General features: G+C 44.2%; 35 protein-coding genes. All 35 read left to right on the plus strand.

Annotated features, from left to right (window positions below; all coding sequences use genetic code 11):
* Position 1: 1 nt before the first annotated feature.
* Positions 2–319, plus strand: coding sequence for a DUF3467 domain-containing protein (locus A0W33_RS10680; RefSeq protein ID WP_068838127.1), 318 nt, complete (start codon positions 2–4; stop codon positions 317–319).
* A gap of 104 nt (positions 320–423) precedes the next feature.
* Entirely contained in the window at positions 424–837 is a 414-nt protein-coding gene (rpsL, locus tag A0W33_RS10685) for a 30S ribosomal protein S12 (RefSeq protein WP_068838128.1), read from the plus strand.
* Between the two features lie 18 nt (positions 838–855).
* A complete protein-coding gene (rpsG, locus tag A0W33_RS10690; RefSeq protein WP_068838129.1) occupies positions 856–1,323 on the plus strand; it encodes a 30S ribosomal protein S7 in 468 nt (155 codons plus the stop codon).
* A gap of 2 nt (positions 1,324–1,325) precedes the next feature.
* Positions 1,326–3,428 (plus strand): elongation factor G, encoded by a 2,103-nt coding sequence (gene fusA, locus A0W33_RS10695; RefSeq protein ID WP_068838130.1) that lies wholly within the window; start codon positions 1,326–1,328, stop codon positions 3,426–3,428.
* Positions 3,429–3,437: 9 nt separating this feature from the next.
* Positions 3,438–3,743: a 30S ribosomal protein S10 gene (gene rpsJ, locus A0W33_RS10700; protein WP_068838131.1), complete on the plus strand. Its 306-nt coding sequence runs from the start codon at positions 3,438–3,440 to the stop codon at positions 3,741–3,743.
* Positions 3,744–3,925: 182 nt separating this feature from the next.
* Positions 3,926–4,543, plus strand: coding sequence for a 50S ribosomal protein L3 (gene rplC, locus A0W33_RS10705; protein ID WP_068838132.1), 618 nt, complete (start codon positions 3,926–3,928; stop codon positions 4,541–4,543).
* A gap of 1 nt (position 4,544) precedes the next feature.
* A complete protein-coding gene (gene rplD, locus A0W33_RS10710) occupies positions 4,545–5,174 on the plus strand; it encodes a 50S ribosomal protein L4 (protein ID WP_068838133.1) in 630 nt (209 codons plus the stop codon).
* Positions 5,174–5,461, plus strand: coding sequence for a 50S ribosomal protein L23 (rplW, locus tag A0W33_RS10715; protein WP_068838134.1), 288 nt, complete (start codon positions 5,174–5,176; stop codon positions 5,459–5,461). The genes rplD and rplW overlap by 1 nt, the downstream gene beginning before the upstream one ends.
* A 10-nt stretch (positions 5,462–5,471) precedes the next feature.
* Positions 5,472–6,299: a 50S ribosomal protein L2 gene (gene rplB, locus A0W33_RS10720; RefSeq protein ID WP_068838135.1), complete on the plus strand. Its 828-nt coding sequence runs from the start codon at positions 5,472–5,474 to the stop codon at positions 6,297–6,299.
* Positions 6,300–6,302: 3 nt separating this feature from the next.
* Positions 6,303–6,581: a 30S ribosomal protein S19 gene (gene rpsS / locus A0W33_RS10725; RefSeq protein ID WP_068838136.1), complete on the plus strand. Its 279-nt coding sequence runs from the start codon at positions 6,303–6,305 to the stop codon at positions 6,579–6,581.
* Positions 6,582–6,583: 2 nt separating this feature from the next.
* On the plus strand, positions 6,584–6,976 hold the full coding sequence (gene rplV / locus A0W33_RS10730) for a 50S ribosomal protein L22 (RefSeq protein WP_068838137.1): 393 nt from the start codon (positions 6,584–6,586) through the stop codon (positions 6,974–6,976).
* A gap of 5 nt (positions 6,977–6,981) precedes the next feature.
* Positions 6,982–7,749 (plus strand): 30S ribosomal protein S3, encoded by a 768-nt coding sequence (gene rpsC, locus A0W33_RS10735; RefSeq protein ID WP_068838138.1) that lies wholly within the window; start codon positions 6,982–6,984, stop codon positions 7,747–7,749.
* A 29-nt stretch (positions 7,750–7,778) separates the two neighbouring features.
* Complete coding sequence (gene rplP, locus A0W33_RS10740) at positions 7,779–8,201, plus strand: 50S ribosomal protein L16 (RefSeq protein WP_068838139.1); 423 nt, start codon at positions 7,779–7,781, stop codon at positions 8,199–8,201.
* Complete coding sequence (gene rpmC, locus A0W33_RS10745) at positions 8,201–8,401, plus strand: 50S ribosomal protein L29 (RefSeq protein WP_068838140.1); 201 nt, start codon at positions 8,201–8,203, stop codon at positions 8,399–8,401. Before rplP ends, rpmC begins: the two co-directional genes overlap by 1 nt.
* A gap of 14 nt (positions 8,402–8,415) precedes the next feature.
* Positions 8,416–8,670, plus strand: coding sequence for a 30S ribosomal protein S17 (rpsQ, locus tag A0W33_RS10750; protein WP_068838141.1), 255 nt, complete (start codon positions 8,416–8,418; stop codon positions 8,668–8,670).
* A 1-nt stretch (position 8,671) separates the two neighbouring features.
* Positions 8,672–9,040 (plus strand): 50S ribosomal protein L14, encoded by a 369-nt coding sequence (gene rplN, locus A0W33_RS10755; protein ID WP_068838142.1) that lies wholly within the window; start codon positions 8,672–8,674, stop codon positions 9,038–9,040.
* Positions 9,041–9,058: 18 nt separating this feature from the next.
* A complete protein-coding gene (rplX, locus tag A0W33_RS10760; RefSeq protein ID WP_068838143.1) occupies positions 9,059–9,382 on the plus strand; it encodes a 50S ribosomal protein L24 in 324 nt (107 codons plus the stop codon).
* Between the two features lies 1 nt (position 9,383).
* The gene (gene rplE, locus A0W33_RS10765) at positions 9,384–9,938 is read left to right on the plus strand and encodes a 50S ribosomal protein L5 (protein ID WP_068838144.1); all 555 of its coding nucleotides are present in this window, start codon (positions 9,384–9,386) and stop codon (positions 9,936–9,938) included.
* Positions 9,939–9,940: 2 nt separating this feature from the next.
* Positions 9,941–10,210 carry a 30S ribosomal protein S14 gene (gene rpsN / locus A0W33_RS10770; RefSeq protein WP_068838145.1) on the plus strand — a complete coding sequence of 90 codons (270 nt, stop codon included), beginning with the start codon at positions 9,941–9,943 and terminating at the stop codon, positions 10,208–10,210.
* 89 nt (positions 10,211–10,299) lie between these two features.
* Positions 10,300–10,698, plus strand: a complete 399-nt coding sequence (rpsH, locus tag A0W33_RS10775) for a 30S ribosomal protein S8 (RefSeq protein WP_068838146.1) — start codon at positions 10,300–10,302, stop codon at positions 10,696–10,698.
* Between the two features lie 14 nt (positions 10,699–10,712).
* Positions 10,713–11,267: a 50S ribosomal protein L6 gene (gene rplF, locus A0W33_RS10780; RefSeq protein WP_068838147.1), complete on the plus strand. Its 555-nt coding sequence runs from the start codon at positions 10,713–10,715 to the stop codon at positions 11,265–11,267.
* Positions 11,268–11,275: 8 nt separating this feature from the next.
* Positions 11,276–11,623 carry a 50S ribosomal protein L18 gene (gene rplR / locus A0W33_RS10785; protein ID WP_068838148.1) on the plus strand — a complete coding sequence of 116 codons (348 nt, stop codon included), beginning with the start codon at positions 11,276–11,278 and terminating at the stop codon, positions 11,621–11,623.
* Positions 11,624–11,628: 5 nt separating this feature from the next.
* Positions 11,629–12,147, plus strand: a complete 519-nt coding sequence (gene rpsE / locus A0W33_RS10790) for a 30S ribosomal protein S5 (protein WP_068838149.1) — start codon at positions 11,629–11,631, stop codon at positions 12,145–12,147.
* 5 nt (positions 12,148–12,152) lie between these two features.
* Complete coding sequence (gene rpmD, locus A0W33_RS10795) at positions 12,153–12,332, plus strand: 50S ribosomal protein L30 (RefSeq protein WP_068838150.1); 180 nt, start codon at positions 12,153–12,155, stop codon at positions 12,330–12,332.
* Positions 12,333–12,334: 2 nt separating this feature from the next.
* On the plus strand, positions 12,335–12,781 hold the full coding sequence (rplO, locus tag A0W33_RS10800; RefSeq protein ID WP_068838151.1) for a 50S ribosomal protein L15: 447 nt from the start codon (positions 12,335–12,337) through the stop codon (positions 12,779–12,781).
* A 9-nt stretch (positions 12,782–12,790) separates the two neighbouring features.
* Entirely contained in the window at positions 12,791–14,107 is a 1,317-nt protein-coding gene (secY, locus tag A0W33_RS10805; protein ID WP_068838152.1) for a preprotein translocase subunit SecY, read from the plus strand.
* 3 nt (positions 14,108–14,110) lie between these two features.
* Positions 14,111–14,884 carry a type I methionyl aminopeptidase gene (gene map / locus A0W33_RS10810; protein ID WP_068838153.1) on the plus strand — a complete coding sequence of 258 codons (774 nt, stop codon included), beginning with the start codon at positions 14,111–14,113 and terminating at the stop codon, positions 14,882–14,884.
* Complete coding sequence (gene infA / locus A0W33_RS10815) at positions 14,885–15,103, plus strand: translation initiation factor IF-1 (RefSeq protein WP_025609076.1); 219 nt, start codon at positions 14,885–14,887, stop codon at positions 15,101–15,103.
* 5 nt (positions 15,104–15,108) lie between these two features.
* The gene (gene rpmJ, locus A0W33_RS20650; protein WP_071890035.1) at positions 15,109–15,225 is read left to right on the plus strand and encodes a 50S ribosomal protein L36; all 117 of its coding nucleotides are present in this window, start codon (positions 15,109–15,111) and stop codon (positions 15,223–15,225) included.
* A gap of 9 nt (positions 15,226–15,234) precedes the next feature.
* The gene (gene rpsM, locus A0W33_RS10820; RefSeq protein ID WP_068838154.1) at positions 15,235–15,612 is read left to right on the plus strand and encodes a 30S ribosomal protein S13; all 378 of its coding nucleotides are present in this window, start codon (positions 15,235–15,237) and stop codon (positions 15,610–15,612) included.
* A 9-nt stretch (positions 15,613–15,621) separates the two neighbouring features.
* Positions 15,622–16,014, plus strand: coding sequence for a 30S ribosomal protein S11 (gene rpsK, locus A0W33_RS10825; protein WP_068838155.1), 393 nt, complete (start codon positions 15,622–15,624; stop codon positions 16,012–16,014).
* Positions 16,015–16,035: 21 nt separating this feature from the next.
* The gene (gene rpsD, locus A0W33_RS10830; RefSeq protein WP_068838156.1) at positions 16,036–16,641 is read left to right on the plus strand and encodes a 30S ribosomal protein S4; all 606 of its coding nucleotides are present in this window, start codon (positions 16,036–16,038) and stop codon (positions 16,639–16,641) included.
* A 37-nt stretch (positions 16,642–16,678) separates the two neighbouring features.
* Positions 16,679–17,668, plus strand: a complete 990-nt coding sequence (locus A0W33_RS10835) for a DNA-directed RNA polymerase subunit alpha (protein ID WP_068838157.1) — start codon at positions 16,679–16,681, stop codon at positions 17,666–17,668.
* A gap of 72 nt (positions 17,669–17,740) precedes the next feature.
* Positions 17,741–18,313: a 50S ribosomal protein L17 gene (gene rplQ, locus A0W33_RS10840; protein ID WP_068838158.1), complete on the plus strand. Its 573-nt coding sequence runs from the start codon at positions 17,741–17,743 to the stop codon at positions 18,311–18,313.
* Between the two features lie 77 nt (positions 18,314–18,390).
* Positions 18,391–19,506, plus strand: coding sequence for a glutamine-hydrolyzing carbamoyl-phosphate synthase small subunit (gene carA / locus A0W33_RS10845; RefSeq protein ID WP_068838159.1), 1,116 nt, complete (start codon positions 18,391–18,393; stop codon positions 19,504–19,506).
* Positions 19,507–19,526: the final 20 nt, after the last annotated feature.

Here is a 19,526-nt window from a genome sequence, read left to right on the forward strand (position 1 = left end):
AATGGCTGAGGATCTGCAGAAACAAAATCAGATTAGCATTGAGCTAACGGAGGAAGTAGCGGAAGGCGAGTATGTAAACCTTGCAATGATCGCCCACTCCAGCAGTGAATTTGTGGTCGATTTTATAAAGCTGATGCCCGGTCTGCCAAAAGCGAAAGTAAAATCAAGGATAGTTATCACGCCGGAGCACGCCAAAAGACTTTTGGCGGCTCTGGCCGATAACATCAAGAAATTTGAGGATAGCTTTGGAGAAATAAAGCAGACACAGGATGCTCCCTCTTTCCCGATGAACTTCGGCGGAACGGTGGGAGAAGCCTAAGGTGCAGAGAATTAATGAATTAAAATTTTGAATTTGCAATTCGAATTATATACCTTTGCAGTCCAAAATTTAAAGTGGAAAAATCTATAATTAACAGCTAGTAAATGCCTACTATACAGCAATTAGTAAGAAAAGGTAGAGAAAAGTTGACTTTCAAGTCAAAGTCTCCTGCCTTAGACTCATGCCCACAGCGCCGTGGTGTATGTACCCGCGTATATACAACAACGCCAAAGAAGCCTAACTCTGCCATGCGTAAAGTAGCCAGAGTAAGACTTACTAACGGTAAAGAAGTAAACGCCTATATTCCAGGTGAAGGACACAACCTTCAGGAGCACTCTATTGTGCTGATCAGAGGTGGTAGAGTAAAAGACCTTCCAGGTGTTCGTTACCACATCGTACGTGGCGCACTGGATACTGCAGGTGTAAGCGGCCGTCTTCAGTCACGCTCTAAGTATGGCGCGAAGAGACCGAAGCCAGGACAGCCAGCGGCTGCTGCAGGAAAAGGTAAAAAGAAATAATCCCTAGTTTATAATACAATGAGAAAAGCAAAGCCGAAAAGTAGAATTCTCCTTCCAGATCCAAAGTACAAAGAAACATTAGTAACCCGTTTTGTTAACTACCTGATGGAAGATGGCAAAAAGAGTGTTGCTTATGGAATATTCTATGATGCTGTAGAATTAGTAGAGCAAAGAACAAAAGAGAACGGTCTGGAAACCTGGAAGAAGGCATTGAATAACATCATGCCAAGCGTCGAGGTAAAAAGCCGCAGGGTTGGAGGAGCTACTTTCCAAGTGCCGACTGAGGTTCGTCCGGACCGCAGAGTATCTCTTGGTATCAAATGGATGATATCATACTCTCGCAAAAGAGGTGAGAAAACGATGAAAGACAGATTAGCGGGCGAGATAATCGCTGCTGCTAAAGGAGAAGGTGCTGCCGTGAAAAAGAAAGATGATACGCACAGAATGGCAGAAGCAAACAAAGCGTTCTCACACTTTAGATTCTAAGAATGGCAAGAGACTTAAAATACACACGAAATATTGGTATTGCCGCGCACATTGATGCAGGCAAGACCACTACGACAGAACGTATACTTTATTACGCAGGTGTAAGCCACAAAATTGGAGAAGTACATGATGGTGCTGCTACAATGGACTGGATGGAGCAGGAGCAGGAGCGTGGTATCACGATCACTTCCGCTGCAACAACTGTAAGCTGGAACTACAGAGGCCAGCCGTACCACATCAACATCATCGATACACCAGGACACGTTGACTTTACCGTAGAGGTAAACCGATCCCTGCGCGTATTGGATGGTCTGGTGTTCCTGTTCTCTGCAGTAGATGGCGTTGAGCCTCAGTCAGAGACAAACTGGCGCCTTGCTGACAACTACAAAGTTGCGCGTATCGGTTTCGTTAACAAGATGGACCGTTCTGGTGCTGACTTCCTTGCTGTATGTAAGCAGGTGAAGGAAATGCTGGGCAGCAACGCAGTAGCACTTCAGTTACCAATCGGCTCTGAAGATAATTTCCGAGGTGTAGTTGACTTGGTGAACAACCGTGGTATTATCTGGAACGAGGAAGATAAAGGCATGACCTTTACTGAAGTTCCGATTCCTGATGATATGGTAGAGGAAGCTGCTGAATACAGAGAGAAACTGTTGGAAGCTGTTGCCGAGTACGACGAGACATTGATGGAGAAATACTTCGAAGATCCAGATTCGATCTCTGAAGACGAAATCATCGCTGCCCTTCGTGCCGCTACTATTGATATGGCCATTGTTCCTATGCTTTGCGGTTCTTCTTTCAAAAACAAAGGAGTGCAGACAATGCTTGACTACGTGATGGCGCTTTGCCCATCTCCAATGGACAGAGAGAGCATCATCGGAACAAACCCGGACACAGGAGCTGAGGTTGTGCGTAAGCCAAGCGAAAGCGAGCCATTTGCTGGTCTTGCCTTTAAAATCGCTACTGACCCTTACGTAGGTCGTCTTTGCTTCGTACGCGCTTACTCTGGTGTACTGGAGTCTGGCTCGTATGTATACAACACGCGTTCGAATAACAAGGAGCGTATCTCCCGTATCTTCCAGATGCACGCTAACAAGCAGAACCAGATCGATAAGCTGGGTGCTGGTGACATCGGTGCGGTAGTAGGCTTTAAGGATATTAAAACTGGTGACACCCTTTGCGATCAGAACGCGAAGATCGTGCTGGAGTCTATGGACTTCCCAGAGCCAGTAATCGGATACGCTATCGAGCCTAAAACTCAGGCGGACTCTGATAAGATGGGTATGGCGATTGCCAAGCTTGTTGAAGAGGATCCAACCCTACAGGTAAACACTGACGAGGAAACTGGTCAGACGATCCTAAGAGGTATGGGTGAGCTTCACCTGGAGATCATCATCGACCGTATGAAGCGTGAGTTCAAGGTTGAGTTGAACCAGGGCGCGCCACAGGTAGCTTACAAAGAGACGATTACGAAGAATGTGGAGCACCGTGAGGTATTCAAGAAGCAGTCTGGTGGTCGTGGTAAGTTTGCCGACATCGTGTTCGAAATGGGACCACGTGAAGATGGCAAGCAGGGACTTGAATTTGTGAACGGCATCGTAGGTGGTGTAATTCCAAGAGAATTCATTCCTGCTGTTCAGAAGGGTTTCGAAGAAGCCATGAAGAACGGTATCCTAGCTGGCTTCCCAATCGACTCAATGAAAGTTCGTCTATTCCACGGATCTTTCCACGACGTTGACTCCGACTCACTTTCTTTTGAACTGGCAGCTCGCCAGGGCTTCAAAGAGGCAGGCAAGCAGTGTGCGCCAAGACTTCTTGAGCCAATCATGTCAGTGGACGTAGTGACGCCGGATGAGTACACAGGACCTGTAACAGGTGACCTGAACAGAAGAAGAGGTATCATGAAAGGTATGGACACCAAAGGTACATCTACAGTAGTGAAAGCTGATGTTCCACTTTCAGAACTGTTTGGTTATGTAACTGACCTTCGTACCATTACTTCTGGTAGAGCTACTGCTTCTCTTACTTTCGCTCATTACGAGCAAGTACCACAGAACTTAGCAGATGCGATCATTGCTAAAATAAAAGGAACATCAGCTAAATAGTAGTATAAGATGAATCAGAAAATAAGAATAAAGCTTAAGTCTTACGATCACAACCTGGTTGATAAATCTTCAGAGAAGATTGTAAAAGCAGTAAAAGCTACCGGTGCCGTTGTAAGCGGACCAATTCCTCTTCCAACAGAGAAGGATAAGTTCACTGTATTGCGTTCACCACACGTGAACAAAAAGTCACGTGAGCAGTTTCAGCTTTGCACTTACAAGAGATTGGTAGATATCTACTCTACCAGCTCTAAAACAGTAGACGCCCTAATGAAGCTAGAGTTACCTAGTGGCGTTGATGTTGAGATCAAAGTTTGATAAGCAACTTAGTAAAACAAAAAGAGGAAGGTGTTCGCCTTCCTCTTTTTGTTTATACAGCACTGTAAATAAATATTTTACAGATAAGTTGATAAGGAAAAGAAAAATTTATTAACTTTGCACTCCCTTAGCAAAATAGGGGACAGTGAATAATTGTATCCATCTCTTAAAGAAAAAGTTGAATGCCTGGAATTATCGGTAAGAAAATCGGAATGACAAGCCTCTTCACAGCAGATGGTAAATACACACCAGTAACGCTTATACAAGCAGGTCCGTGTGTAGTTACTCAAGTGAAGACAGTAGAAACAGATGGCTATGCTGCGGTGCAGCTTGGCTATGGCGAGAAAAAGCTAAAAAGAGTAACGAAAGCGGAAGCCGGACATTACGCAAAAGCAAAAGCAGCGCCTGCTAAGAAGGTAGCTGAGTTTGATGTGGAAGGTGTATCTTATACACTGGGCGATGTAGTGAACGCAGACATGTTTATCGAAGGTGAGTTTGTTGACGTAGTTGGCACATCAAAAGGTAAAGGTTTTCAGGGTGTTGTAAAGCGCCACAACTTTGCCGGTGTTGGTGGTCAGACGCACGGTCAGCACAACAGGGGCAGACACCCAGGTTCGATCGGTGCAGCCTCATGGCCTTCCAGAGTATTCAAAGGAATGCGCATGGCAGGTAGAATGGGTGGTAACAGAGTAAAGGTGGAAAACCTTGTAGTACTGCGTGTTATCGCTGATAAAAACCTTATAGTTGTTAGTGGCTCTGTTCCTGGTGCCAAAAATTCTTACGTGTTAATTGAGAAATAAAATGGAGCTTTCTGTATTAAATATCAAAGGTGAAGATACAGGCAGAAAGGTAACACTTTCTGATGCTGTGTTTGGTCTGGAGCCAAACGAGCATGCAATGTATCTTGACGTGAAACAGTATCTGGCAAACCAGAGACAAGGAACACACAAATCTAAAGAGCGCGCGGAAGTTGCAGGTTCTACAAGAAAGATCAAGAAGCAAAAAGGTACAGGCGGAGCACGTGCGGGTAGCATAAAGTCGCCAGTTTTTATCGGTGGTGGTCGTGTATTCGGACCTAAGCCAAGAGACTATTCCTTCAAGCTGAACAAGAAGCTGAAGCGTGTTGCGCGTCTTTCTGCTTTGTCGCTTCTGGCGCGTGACAACAGAGTGGCTCTGGTAGAGTCTTTCTCTATGGATGCTCCAAAGACAAGCGAGTTCAGAGGCATTTTGAGCAACCTGAAGTCTACTGGCAAAACACTGTTTGTTTTACCAGCTGCCGATAAGAACATCGTGTTGTCTAGCAGAAACCTGCCTAAAGTGAAAGTTTCTACTGCTAAGGATATCAATACATATGATCTTCTTAACACAGAAAAACTTCTGCTGGTAGAGCAGTCGGTAAATGAATTAGAAACACTCTTTAGCGCGAAGTAATGAACGTTCTGAAAAGACCAATAATCACAGAAAAATACGCTGCCTTGAACGAGGTTGGAAAGTATGCTTTTGAGGTGGAGAAAGACGCCAACAAGGTTGAAATCAAAAAAGCGGTTGAGAAGATGTACGGCGTGAATGTAGCCAAAGTGGCAACTATCCGCGCACTGGGAAAGAAGAAGACTAAGTATACGAAGTCTGGCGCTGTAACCGGCCGTACCTCCCTGATCAAAAAGGCAATAGTAACCCTGAGAGAGGGTGAAGTTATAGACTTTTACAGCGGCATATAATTAAGTAAAAATGGCTTTAAAAAAGTTAAGACCAACAACACCAGGTCAAAGATTCAGAGTAGCCCCATCATTTGATGAGATAACAACTGCTACTCCTGAGAAGTCTTTGTTGGCACCTATGACAAAATCTGGTGGACGAAACGACTCTGGTAAGATGACTATCCGCTATGTAGGCGGTGGACACAAGAGGAAGTACCGCATGATTGACTTCAAGCGCACGAAACATGGCGTGCCTGCTACAGTGAAGACAATTGAGTACGACCCAAACAGAACAGCCCGTATTGCGCTGATTTTCTACGCAGACGGTGTAAAGAGCTATATCATTGCTCCTGCTGGACTAGAAGTAGGAACTGTCATCAATTCAGGTCCTGGTATTGCTCCAGAAGTAGGAAACTGCTTGCCACTTTCCGATATTCCTCTAGGTACAATCATACACAACATTGAGCTTCAGCCAGGCAACGGTGCCATACTTGCAAGAAGTGCTGGTTCTTATGCACAGCTTGTAGCACGTGAAGGACGCTATGCCACCATCAAATTGCCTTCCGGCGAACTGAGAATGGTACTGGTGAACTGCTCTGCAACAGTTGGTACAGTTTCTAACGGAGAGCACATGAACGTGAACCTGGGCAAGGCTGGCCGCAAGAGATGGCTGGGCAGACGTCCGCGCGTTCGTGGTGTCGCTATGAACCCTGTCGATCACCCTATGGGTGGTGGTGAAGGTAAGTCCTCAGGTGGACACCCTCGCTCACGCAAAGGCTTGTATGCGAAAGGTCTTAAGACTAGAAACAAGAACAAGTATTCTGAAAAGCTTATTGTTAATAGAGGTAAGAAGAAATAATAAATGGCTAGATCATTAAAAAAAGGGCCTTATATTGACTTTAGGCTCGAGAAGAAAGTAACTGTAATGAACGAGTCTGGCAAAAAGTCAGTTATTAAGACTTGGTCACGCAGATCTATGATTTCTCCGGATTTCGTGGGTCACACGTTCGCAGTTCATAACGGAAATAAATTCATTCCTGTGTATGTTACCGAGAACATGGTAGGTCACAAACTTGGCGAATTTGCTCCGACAAGAAACTTTAGAGGTCATATTGCTAAGAAAGATAAAGGCAAGCGTTAACAATGGAAGCAATAGCAAAACTAAATAACGTTCCTACCTCTCCTCGCAAGATGAGAATGGTAGCGGACCTGGTACGCGGCAAAAGCGTATCCAAAGCTCTTGGCATTCTTAAGTTTGAAGCCAATGCTGGTGCAGCCAAAGTTGAGAAACTTGTTTTATCTGCACTTGCAAACTGGCAGGCGAAGAATGAAGATGCTAGAATCGAAGAAGCAAACCTGATCATCAAAACTATCTTTGTTGATGAAGGCAAAATGCTGAAGCGTCTTCGTCCGGCTCCTCAGGGCCGTGGTCACAGGATCAGAAAAAGATCTAACCACGTCACACTTGTAATCGACAGCATGTCTGAAGAGCAGGTGGAGAAGCTATCTAAGAAATCTAAAAAAGCCAACAAGTAAGAATTATGGGACAGAAAGTTAATCCGATCGGTTTTCGACTAGGTGTTATCAAAGGTTGGGATTCAAACTGGTATGGCGGCAAAGATTTCGCTGAGAAACTAATCGAGGACGAGAAAATCAGAAAATACATCTTGGCGCGTATCCCGAAAGGCGGTATTTCTAAGATTATAATCGAAAGAACACTTAAGCGCATTACGCTTACTGTTAACACTGCCAGACCAGGTGTGGTTATCGGTAAAGGCGGAGCGGAAGTAGATAAGATCAAAGAAGAGCTGAAGAAGCTGACTAACAAAGATATTCAGATCAATATCTTTGAGATCAAGCGTCCAGAGTTAGATGCTAAGCTGGTAGGTGAGTCTATCGCACAGCAGCTGCAGGCGCGTATCTCTTTCCGACGTGCCATGAAGCAGGCAATTGCTTCTGCGCTACGAGTGGGAGCTGAAGGTATCAAGGTACAGGTATCTGGCCGCCTAGGTGGTGCAGAGATGGCCAGAACAGAGCATTACAAAGAGGGTAGAACTCCTCTTCACACGCTTCGTGCTGACATCGACTATGCCTTGTCAGAAGCACAGACTGTGTATGGCAAGATTGGTATCAAGGTATGGATCTTCAAAGGCGAAGTATACGGTAAGAGAGATCTTACTCCAAACGCCGGCATGGAGAGCAAAGGACCTGGATCAGCCCCGAACGACAGACGTGGAGGTGGTGGTGACCGCCGCAACAAGAAAAGTGGACCTGGTGAAGGTGCACCGAAGCGCAAGCGTCGTCAATAATCAAGTGTTAACATTATAAGTTTTAGAAAATGTTACAGCCAAGAAGGACAAAATATAGAAAAATGCAAAAAGGCCGCGTGAAGGGGCTTGCCCACAGAGGCAGCACCATTGCGTTTGGTTCTTTCGCTATAAAATCGCTTGAGGCCTCATGGATCACGTCGCGCCAGATTGAGGCAGCACGTATCGCCATGACCAGAGCGATGAAACGTGAAGGTCAGGTTTGGATCCGAATTTTCCCTGACAAGCCAATCACCAAGAAGCCTGCAGAGGTTCGAATGGGTAAGGGTAAAGGTTCTCCGGAGTATTGGGTAGCAGTAGTTAAACCTGGTACGATCATGTTCGAGTCGGACGGTGTTTCTTTAGAGGTAGCAAAAGAGTCATTAAGACTAGCTGCACAGAAACTCCCAGTAAAGTCAAAAATTGTAGTACGTAGAGATTACGTTGATAAATAATGAAAAATTCTGAGATAAAAGCTTATTCTGCCGAAGAACTGCAAGAGAAGCTTAGCGCTGAGAGATCAAGCCTGCATGCCATGCGTTTTGCACACGCCATATCTCCACTCGAGAACCCAATGAAGATCCGCGATACGAAGCGTAACATTGCTCGATTGAATACTGAAGTTCGTCGTCGTGAAATTGAAGCTAACTCTTAAGACGTATTAAGATCATGGAGAGAAACCTAAGAAAAGAAAGAAGCGGTAAGGTTGTTAGCAACAAGATGGACAAATCTATTACTGTACTGGTGGAAAGCAGAATGAAGCACCCGATGTACGGTAAGTTTGTTAGCAAGTCTAACAAGTTCATGGCGCACGACGAGAAGAACGAGTGTAACATTGGTGACATCGTTCGCATTCAGGAGACACGTCCGCTGAGCAAGAACAAGAACTGGCGTTTAGTAGAAATAATAGAAAGGGCTAAGTAATATGATACAGCAGGAATCAAGACTAAGTGTAGCTGACAACAGCGGTGCCAAGGAAGTCCTTTGTATCCGTGTACTAGGCGGTACTGGTAAGAAGTACGCCTCAGTTGGCGACAGAATTGTAGTAACTGTAAAGTCAGCCCTTTCTTCCGGAAACGTTAAAAAGGGAACTGTTTCTAAGGCAGTTATTGTAAGAACAAAGAAAGAGGTTAGAAGAAAAGACGGTACTTATATTCGTTTCGACGATAACGCCGCCGTTTTGCTTAACGCGAACAACGAGCCACGTGGTACTCGTATCTTCGGCCCGGTTGCACGTGAACTTCGTGAAAAGCAATTCATGAAAATTGTTTCGTTAGCACCTGAAGTTCTATAACATAAAATTCAGATTAAAATGAATAAGAAAAAACTTCACGTAAAGACTGGCGATACAGTTAAGGTTATAGCCGGTGACGAGCGCGGCAAAACAGGCCGTATTATCGCTGTGAATATCGAAAAGCAGAGAGTGACTATCGAGGGTCTAAACCAGGTAACGAAGCACAAGAAACCAAGTGCTTCGAACCCACAGGGTGGCATCGAAAAAGTAGAAGCTCCGATTCATGCTAGCAATGTGGCGCTAGTTGATCCTAAATCAGGTGAGACAACCAAAACTGCTACAAGAAAGAACAGCGAAGGTAAAACAGAGCGTTATTCTAAAAAGACAGGAGAGGTAATCTAAGATGGCGACTACAAGATTAAAAGAAAAATATCAGAACGAGGTACTGCCTTCTTTGATGGAAAAATTCCAGTACAAGAACGTAATGCAGGTGCCTAAGATCACGAAGATTTCAATCAATAAAGGTATCGGTTCTGCCGTATCTGACAAGAAGTTGGTTGACATTGGAGTGGACGAGCTAACTACAATCACTGGCCAGAAGGCTGTTGCTACAATCGCGAAGAAGTCGGTTTCGAACTTCAAGCTTCGTGAAGGCATGCCAATCGGCGCGCGTGTTACATTGCGTGGTGAGAGAATGTACGAGTTCCTGGACCGTCTTCTTACTGTTGCTCTTCCACGTGTGCGTGACTTCAGAGGTGTTAACGACAAAGGCTTTGACGGCCGCGGTAACTATACTCTGGGTGTAAAAGAGCAGATTATCTTCCCTGAGATCAGCATAGACAAGATCAAGGCTATATCAGGTATGGATATCACAATTGTTACTACAGCTAAAACCGACGAAGAGAGCTACGAACTGCTGAAAGCATTCGGAATGCCCTTCTCTAATATCAGACAATAACCATGGCGAAAGAAGCAGTAAAAGCCAGAGAGCTTAAAAGACAAAAAATGGTAGCTAAGTATGCTACTAGAAGAGCTGAGCTAAAAGCCAACGGTGATTACGATGCACTGGATAAGTTGCCTCGTAACGCATCGCCGGTTAGACTTCACAACCGTTGCAAACTGTCAGGAAGACCAAGAGGATATATGCGTAAATTTGGCATCTCCCGCGTGGTTTTCAGAGAGTTAGCGTCCATGGGTAAAATTCCTGGCGTTACTAAGTCGAGCTGGTAATTTTTTCTTATCTCATTGAGAATCATCAAAAGATATTTGTATCTTTGCCCCTCGCTTAGATAAAGCATTCATTATTCAATAATTTCATAATGAACTCAGATCCAATAGCAGATTATTTAACTAGAGTGCGTAACGCCATCAAGGCGAACCACAGAATAGTTGAAATACCATCTAGCAAGATAAAAAAAGAGATCACTAAAGTATTGTACGAAAAAGGTTATATTCAAAGCTATAAGTTTGAAGATGCCAGTGTTCAAGGTACAATCAAGATAGCTCTGAAGTACAACCCTAACACTAAGCAGTCTGCTATTGTGAAACTAGAGCGGGTTAGTAAGCCAGGGCTGCGCAAGTACACCGGTAGCGAGACGCTTCCACGAGTTCTGAACGGACTGGGAATCGCTGTTCTTTCTACTTCTAAGGGTGTGATGACAGAGAAGGAAGCCAAGTCGCTGAAGATCGGTGGCGAGGTGTTGTGTTATGTATATTAATAGGAGGATAGACAATGTCACGTATAGGAAAATTGCCCATCACCCTGCCTAGCAATACACAAGTTACAATCGGTGATAACAATATCATCACAGTAAAAGGCCCTAAGGGTGAACTGACTACTGCTGTTGATAGAGACATAATTGTAAAGCAGAACGAAGACAGCATTGTTGTTGAGCGTCCTACTGAGCAAAAGCGTCACAAAGCCATGCACGGCCTTTACAGATCACTGATCAACAACATGGTTGTAGGTGTGAATGAAGGTTTCAAAGAGCGCTTGGAGCTTGTAGGTGTAGGTTATAAAGCTTCAGTTCAGGGAAACATCCTTGAGCTTGCTTTGGGTTACTCTCATAATATTTACATGAGCATGCCGAATGAAGTGACTGCCACAGCGGTTACTGAAAAAGGTAAGAACCCAATTATTACACTGGAGAGCAACGATAAGCAATTGATCGGCCAGGTTGCTGCGAAAATCAGATCACTACGCAAAGTAGAGCCTTACAAAGGTAAGGGTATACGCTTTGTTGGTGAAGTTATCAGAAGAAAAGCTGGTAAGACAGCTTCTAAATAATCGTCATCATGTCTACTAATAAATTAAGCAGAAGACTAAGAATAAAGAAAGGTATCAGAAATAAAATTTCTGGTACCGCTGAAAGGCCACGACTGTCTGTGTTCCGTAGCAACAAAGCTATTTACGTACAGCTGATCGATGATTCTACTGGTGTGACACTAGCGGCTGCCTCTTCAGTTAAACTTGATGATGCAAAAGCTAATACTGAAACTGCCGGAAGAGTAGGAAAAGTTATCGCCGGGCTGGCTCTTGAGAAAGGAATTTCTCAGGTAGTGTTCGACCGTAACGGTTACCTGTACCACGGTAAAGTTAAATCATTGGCAGAAGGCGCTCGTGAAGCTGGCCTTAAATTCTAAAAATTATGTTGAAGAATAATATACGAAGCGTAAAGGCAAGCGAAATCGAGCTTAAGGAGAAAGTAGTTGCCATTAACCGTGTAGCCAAGGTTGTTAAAGGTGGTAGAAGATTTAGCTTCGCCGCTATCGTGGTTGTAGGAGATGGCAACGGTGTGGTAGGTTATGGCTTAGGTAAAGCAAACGAAGTAACTGACGCTATTGCAAAGGGTATTGATGATGCAAAGAAGAACCTGGTAAAGGTTCCTGTGTATCATAATACTGTTCCTCACTCTCAGGAAGGCAAATACTCTGGTGGTTTTGTACTCGTGAAGCCTGCGGCTCCTGGTACAGGTGTAATCGCCGGTGGTGCCATGCGTGCAGTGTTGGAGAGTGCCGGAATCAAAGACGTACTTTGTAAGTCTAAAGGTTCTTCAAACCCTCACAACGTGGTAAAAGCTACGTTTGATGCACTGTCCAAAATGCGTGATCCTTTGGCTGTTGCACAACAGCGTGGTGTTAATTTAGATAAAGTTTTCAACGGATAATCGAAATGGCTAAAGTAACTATCACTCAGGTTAAAAGCATTATCGACAGACCGAAGAGCCAGAAGCTTACTATCAAAGCACTTGGTTTAGGCAAGATAAGCAAATCAGTTTCTGTTGAGTATACTCCGCAGATCGCTGGTATGGTAAAGAAAGTCCACATGTTGGTAGACGTTAAAGAACAATAAAAATGTACTTACAATCTTTAAAACCTGCAGAAGGTTCTGTAAAGAACAGAAAGCGAATAGGTAGAGGTACTGGTTCAGGTAGAGGTGGAACTTCTACACGTGGACATAAAGGTGCTAAATCACGCTCAGGTTATTCACAGAAGGGTGGATTCGAAGGTGGCCAGATGCCACTTCAGAGACGAGTTCCTAAGTTTGGCTTCAAGAACATTAATCGTGTTGAATACAAAGCTATCAACTTGGATGTAATTCAGGCTCTGGCTGAATCAACTAACGAAACAGTAATGAACTTTGATTTCTTCAGAGCGCACGGACTGATTCAGAAGAACGATAAAGTTAAGATATTGGGTAGAGGAGAAGTGAGCAAGGCTGTTGAAATCCACGCACATGCTTTCTCTGGCACTGCAACATCATCAATAGAAAAAGCAGGCGGTAAAACAGTTGCTCTTTAATCAGTAGGTATGAAGAAGTTTTTAACAACGCTAAAGAACATTTTTGCTATAGAGGATCTGAGAGTACGTATTTTAAATACTGTATTCTTTATAGCTATTTTCAGACTAGGTTCTTTTGTTGTTTTACCTGGTGTTGATCCACAATTATTAGAAGCTAATACGTCCGGGTTGTTCGGATTGTTAGACACCTTTTTAGGTGGTGCGTTTAGTAACGCTTCTATATTTGCATTGGGTATCATGCCATACATTTCGGCTTCTATCGTACTGCAACTGCTTACTATAGCTGTACCTTACTTTCAAAAAATGCAGAAGGAGGGTGAATCTGGTCGAAAGAAAATCAACCAGATTACCCGCGTTCTGACAATTGTTATTACACTAGCGCAAGCTATTGGCTTTGTCGCCACAATTAATGCGGAGGCAATTGCTATCAACTATACGCTTTTCACTATCACATCAATGATTGTGCTGACATCAGGAACAGTTTTCTGTATGTGGCTTGGTGAGAAGATAACAGACAAAGGCATTGGTAACGGTATCTCTATGCTGATCATGATTGGTATCATATCACGCTTTCCAGGAGCTATCGTTGCAGAAGCATTGTCCAAACAGTTAAACGGAGCATTGTTGTTCCTGTTCGAGATCCTGATTTTGTTCCTGGTTGTAATGTCAGTTGTAATGCTGACACAAGCCATCCGCAGAATTCCGGTTCAGTATGCTAAGCAGGTGGGTGCAAGTTCACTGTACAGCGGCCAGAGACAGTTTATACCACTTAAGGTTAATGCGGCAGGTGTTATGCCGATTATTTTTGCGCAGTCGCTAATGTTCCTGCCTTCTATGATCGCTTCAATCTGGGCTGACCAGAGCGAGACTGCCAACTATATTGGATCTACTTTCTCTGACTTTACGTCGTGGCAGTACAATGTAGTTTTTGGACTTCTGATTCTTGTATTTACTTACTTCTATACTGCCATCAGCGTTAATCCTAACCAGATTGCGGATGACTTGAAGCGTAGCGGAGGATTTATACCTGGTGTTAAACCTGGTAGAGCTACGTCAGAATACATCGATACTATACTTACAAGAATTACATTACCGGGTGCGATTTATCTGGCACTTGTAGCGATCTTTCCTTCGATCGCCATGCTTTTAGGTGTAACAAGAGAGTTCTCACAATTCTTTGGCGGAACATCTCTGATCATCATGGTTGGTGTGGTGCTAGACACCCTCCAGCAGGTAGAAAGTTACCTACTGATGAGACACTACGACGGTATGATGAAATCTGGAAAGCTTCGCGGCCGAACAGAGAACATTGCGATGGTATCTTAATAAATGATATTATACAAAACGGAAGAAGAAATTGAGCTAATTCGCCAGAGTGCTTTGATTTTAAGCAAAGCACATGGCGAAATTGCTCGTCTTATAAGACCTGGTATAACCACACTGGAACTGGATAAGGTTGCAGAGGAGTTTATCAAAGACAATGGTGGTTCACCATCATTCAAGAATTATAACGGTTTCCCTTACAGCCTATGCATTTCTACTAATTCTGTAGTAGTGCATGGGATGCCTGGTAAGTATACTTTGAACGACGGAGACATAATTTCTGTTGACTGTGGTGTGTTCAAGAATGGCTTTCACAGCGACTGTGCTTATACGCATGCGGTAGGCGAAGTTAAACCAGAAGTACAGAAGCTATTAGATGTTACGAAAGCTTCTTTATACTTAGGATTGGAAAAAGCCGTGGTTGGTAACCGTATGGGCGATTTAAGTTTTGCCATACAGGAGCATGCCGAAGCGAATGGCTACACAGTAGTTCGGGAGCTGGTTGGGCATGGACTTGGACGCAGTTTGCACGAATCGCCTGAAGTTCCGAATTACGGGAGAAAAGGTCAGGGAGTGAAGCTACAGAACGGGTTAGTATTGGCTGTGGAGCCGATGATTAACCTTGGGGGAAGGCAAATTGTGCAGGAGGATGACGGCTGGACGATCCGGACAAAAGACAACAAACCTTCGGCACATTTTGAGCATACTGTTGTGGTGCGTAAGGATAAGGCTGAAATATTAACAACTTTTGAATATATAGAACAAGCTAATAAATCATAAATGGCAAAACAGTCGTCCATAGAGCAAGACGGAACTATAGTAGAAGCTTTGTCTAACGCCATGTTTCGCGTTGAGCTTGAGAATGGTCATCAGGTGGTAGCACACATTTCCGGTAAAATGCGCATGAATTACATCAAGATTTTACCAGGTGACAGAGTGAAATTGGAAATGTCTCCCTACGATCTTACCAAAGGCAGAATTGTTTACCGATATAAATAAATCCAATGAAAGTTAAAGCATCAGTTAAAAAACGCAGCGTGGATTGCAAAGTTATCCGCCGTAAGGGGAAGCTTTATGTAATCAACAAAAAGAATCCAAGATATAAACAAAGACAAGGTTAATTTTTAATTATGGCTAGATTAGCAGGAGTAGATATTCCGGATAACAAAAGAGGCGAAATTGCGCTAACCTATATTTTTGGTATAGGAAGAAGCCTTTCGAAGCAGATTTTGACCAAAGCCGGGGTGGATCTTGACACAAAAGTAAAAGACTGGACTGAAGACGAGGCCGGCGAGATCAGAAATATTATCGCAGCAGAGATCAAAACGGAAGGTGTTTTGAGATCAGAAGTGCAGCTGCACATTAAGCGTCTTCTTGATATTGGCTGCTACCGTGGCTTGAGACACCGTAAAGGTTTACCAGTTCGTGGTCAGCGTACCAAAAACAACTCTCGTACGAGAAAAGGTAAGCGTAAGACAGTTGCAAACAAGAAGAAGGCTACTAAATAATATTTGATCATGGCTCAGAAAAGAAAAGATAAAGCTAAAAAGCGTGTAGTGGTTGTTGAATCAACTGGCCAGGTGCACATTAAAGCTTCTTTCAATAACATCATTATATCAGTAACCAATAACGCAGGACAAGTTATCTCTTGGGCTTCTGCAGGTAAGATGGGCTTTAAGGGTTCTAAAAAGAACACTCCTTATGCTGCACAGATGGCTGCTGGCGATTGTGCTAAGGTTGCTTATGACCTGGGCATGCGTAAGGCTGAAGTTTTTGTTAAAGGACCGGGTGCAGGACGTGAGTCTGCTATCCGTACCGTTCAGAATACAGGTATCGAAGTAACGACTATCAAAGATGTTACCCCACTACCGCACAACGGTTGCCGTCCACCAAAACGCAGAAGAGTTTAATTTCCTAAAAGAGAAGTAAAAATGGCAAGATATACTGGTCCAAAAAGTAAAATCTCAAGACGTTTTAATGAGGAGATTTTCGGCCCTAGCAAGGCGCTGAAAAAGAAGGCATACCCTCCAGGGATGCACGGCCGTGGCCGCCGCAAGAAACTGTCTGAATACGCAATTCAGCTGGCTGAGAAGCAAAAAGCTAAATACATATACGGCATACTCGAGAAGCAGTTTGCTAACTTGTTTGAGAAGGCACACAGAAAAGGTGGTATCACTGGTGAAAACCTGTTGATTTTGCTGGAGTCTAGACTTGATAACACGGTTTATCGTTTAGGTATCGCTCCTACAAGAAGAGCTGCGCGTCAGTTTGTTCTTCACAAGCACATAACTGTAAACGGTGAAATTGTAAACATTCCTTCTTACTCTTTGAAAGTAGGTGATGTTATAGCTGTACGTGAGAAGTCAAAATCTCTGGAGGCAATCACTACTAGCCTGACCACACGCAATGCGCGTCAGTTTAGCTGGTTAGAGTGGAACGCAAGCGAAATGGCCGGAAGCTTCATTGCTTCTCCTGAGAGAGAGCAGATACCTGAGAAAATCCAGGAGCAGCTGATCGTCGAGCTTTACTCTAAGTAAGCAGCTAAATCAATTTATAACCTTTAACACTGCAAGTATGTCAATATTAGCATTTCAAATGCCAGAGAAAGTTGTAATGGAAAAAGCCGACGACTTTCATGGTTTATTTGAATTCAAGCCGCTTGAAAAGGGTTACGGGGTAACCATCGGTAATGCTTTACGAAGAATCCTTCTTTCATCATTGGAGGGTTATGCTATCACAAGCATTCGTATAGGCGGTGTGCTGCATGAGTTTTCGTCTGTTGAAGGGGTGGTTGAGGATGTTTCTGACATTATTCTTAACCTGAAGATGGTTCGCTTCAAAAAGGTGAACGAGATGGTAGATGAGAAGATCACGATTGCGATCAGTGGTCAGGATACTTTCAAAGCTGGTGATATCAATAACTTCACAGCAAGCTTCGAGGTGCTAAACCCAGAGTTGGTAATTTGCAACCTGGACCCAAGCATCAACTTCGAGCTTGAGATGACGATTCAGAAAGGACGTGGTTACGTTCCTGCTGATGAGAATAAGCCTACCGATCAGGTATTCGGTCAGATTGCAATTGATGCTATCTATACTCCGATCAAGAATGTGAAGTTCAGTGTGGAGAACACACGTGTAGAGCAGAAAACTGACTACGAGAAACTTGTTCTTGACATTCAGACAGACGGTTCTATTCACCCGGAGGATGCGCTGAAAGGTGCAGCCAACATTCTGATCCAGCACTTTATGCTGTTCTCTGACAACACGATGACGTTTGAGACGGCTAAGCCGGAAGAAGAAGAGGCGGTAGACGAAGAACTGCTGCATATGCGCAAGGTTCTGAAGACATCACTCCAGGATATGGATCTTTCAGTGCGTGCTTACAACTGCCTTAAGGCTGCCGACATCAAAACGCTCGGTGACCTGGTGCAGCTGGACATCGCTGATATGATGAAGTTCAGAAACTTCGGTAAGAAGTCTTTGACTGAGCTGGAAAATCTGGTTCAGGAGAAGGGTTTGGTTTTCGGAATGGACCTTTCTAAGTATAAATTAGAGGAAGATTAATTAAATCCTACGGCATAATTCCCAATCCCTGCAAAGGTTGATTGACGGTATGCACGTGCACAAATCAATATAATGAGACACGGTAAAAAATTCAATCACTTAGGAAGAACCGCTTCGCACCGCAAGGCAATGCTATCTAACATGGCGTCGTCTTTGATCGTACACAAGCGCGTTTCAACAACAGTGGCAAAAGCCAAGGCCCTTCGCAAGTATGTGGAGCCGCTTCTTACAAAAGCTAAGAGCGACACAACACACTCCAGAAGAACTGTTTTCGCTTACCTTCAGGACAAAGAGTCTGTTAAAGAACTTTTTGACGAAGTATCAACGAAGATCGCAAACCGCCCAGGTGGTTACACGCGTATCATCAAAACTGGTTACAGACTGGGTGACAACGCAGAAATGTGTGTGATCGAGCTGGTAGACTACAACGAGGATATGCTGTCAACTTCTGGTGACACTGCAACAGGTGCCAAGAGAACGCGTCGTCGCGGTGGCAAGAAGAAGTCTGACGAAACAACTGCCGCTGCTCCAGCTGCAGCTGCAACAGAAACTCCTGCAGCCACTGAAGCAACAGAAGCCCCTGAGGCAACTGATGCTCCTGCTGAGTCTAACGACAAAACAGAAGACACAAAAGATGCGCAATAAGCTCTGTTTGTAAATAATTTAAAGGGACATGACGTAAGTCGTGTCCCTTTTTTTATGTTTGTAACAAAATTTTTAAGATGAAAAAACATACATCCTCTGAAGCTATCCTTCTTTTAGAAGATGGAACAGTATACAAGGGCAAGAGCCTGGGCCGGATTGGTACTTCGGGTGGTGAACTCTGCTTTAACACTGGCATGACCGGTTATCAGGAAATCTTTACCGACCCCTCTTACTACGGGCAATTGGTTGTTACCACTGTTTCGCATGTAGGCAACTATGGCGTGCAGCCTAACGAAGTAGAGTCGGGACGCGTGCAGATCAGTGGCCTGGTTTGCAAAGATTTCTCCAACCATTTCTCGAGGAAAACAGCGGAAGGGTCGCTACAGGAATATTTTGAAAAGGCCGGTATCGTGGGTATTTGTGAAATAGACACACGGTCTCTTGTGCGGCATATTCGGGATAAAGGAGCCATGAACGCGATCGTCTCATCTGAAATAACGGATGTGGAGGAGTTGCGTAAGAAGTTAAATGCTGTGCCGTCGATGAATGGACTGGAACTGTCGTCGCATGTGAGCACGACAACGGAGTATGATCTGAAGCCCGAGGTCCCTAAGTATAGAGTAGCCGTTTTGGACCTCGGTGTGAAGCGTAACAGCCTGAACAACTTTATGCAGCGCGGCTGCGAAGTAAAAGTATTCCCGTACAATACCTCCTTCGAGGAAATGGAGAAGTGGAACCCAGACGGTTACTTTATTTCAAACGGCCCTGGCGACCCGGCAGCTACTAAGGATGCAGTGGCAAGCGTGAAACAGATACTGCAGCAAGAGATACCTATGTTCGGTATTTGCATGGGACATCAGATTCTGGCGCAGGCGAATGGGATTGCTACCTATAAAATGCACAACGGGCACAGGGGATTAAATCACCCAGTAAAGAACCTGCTAACGGGCCGAAGCGAAATTACAAGCCAGAACCACGGCTTTGTGGTGGATGCGGAGCAACTGAAGAATCACCCGGAGGTAGAGATAACACACATTAACCTGAATGACAATACGGTGGAAGGCATGCGCATGAAAACCAAACCTGCGTTTTCGGTGCAGTTCCACCCGGAGTCTTCACCAGGGCCACACGACTCGACCTATTTATTTGATGAGTTTGTGGCACTACTGGAGCAAAGCAAAAACAAAGTATAACTATCGTAAAACAACAAAAG

It is taken from the genome of Pontibacter akesuensis (assembly GCF_001611675.1).
In the GTDB taxonomy this organism is placed as follows: Bacteria; Bacteroidota; Bacteroidia; order Cytophagales; family Hymenobacteraceae; genus Pontibacter; species Pontibacter akesuensis.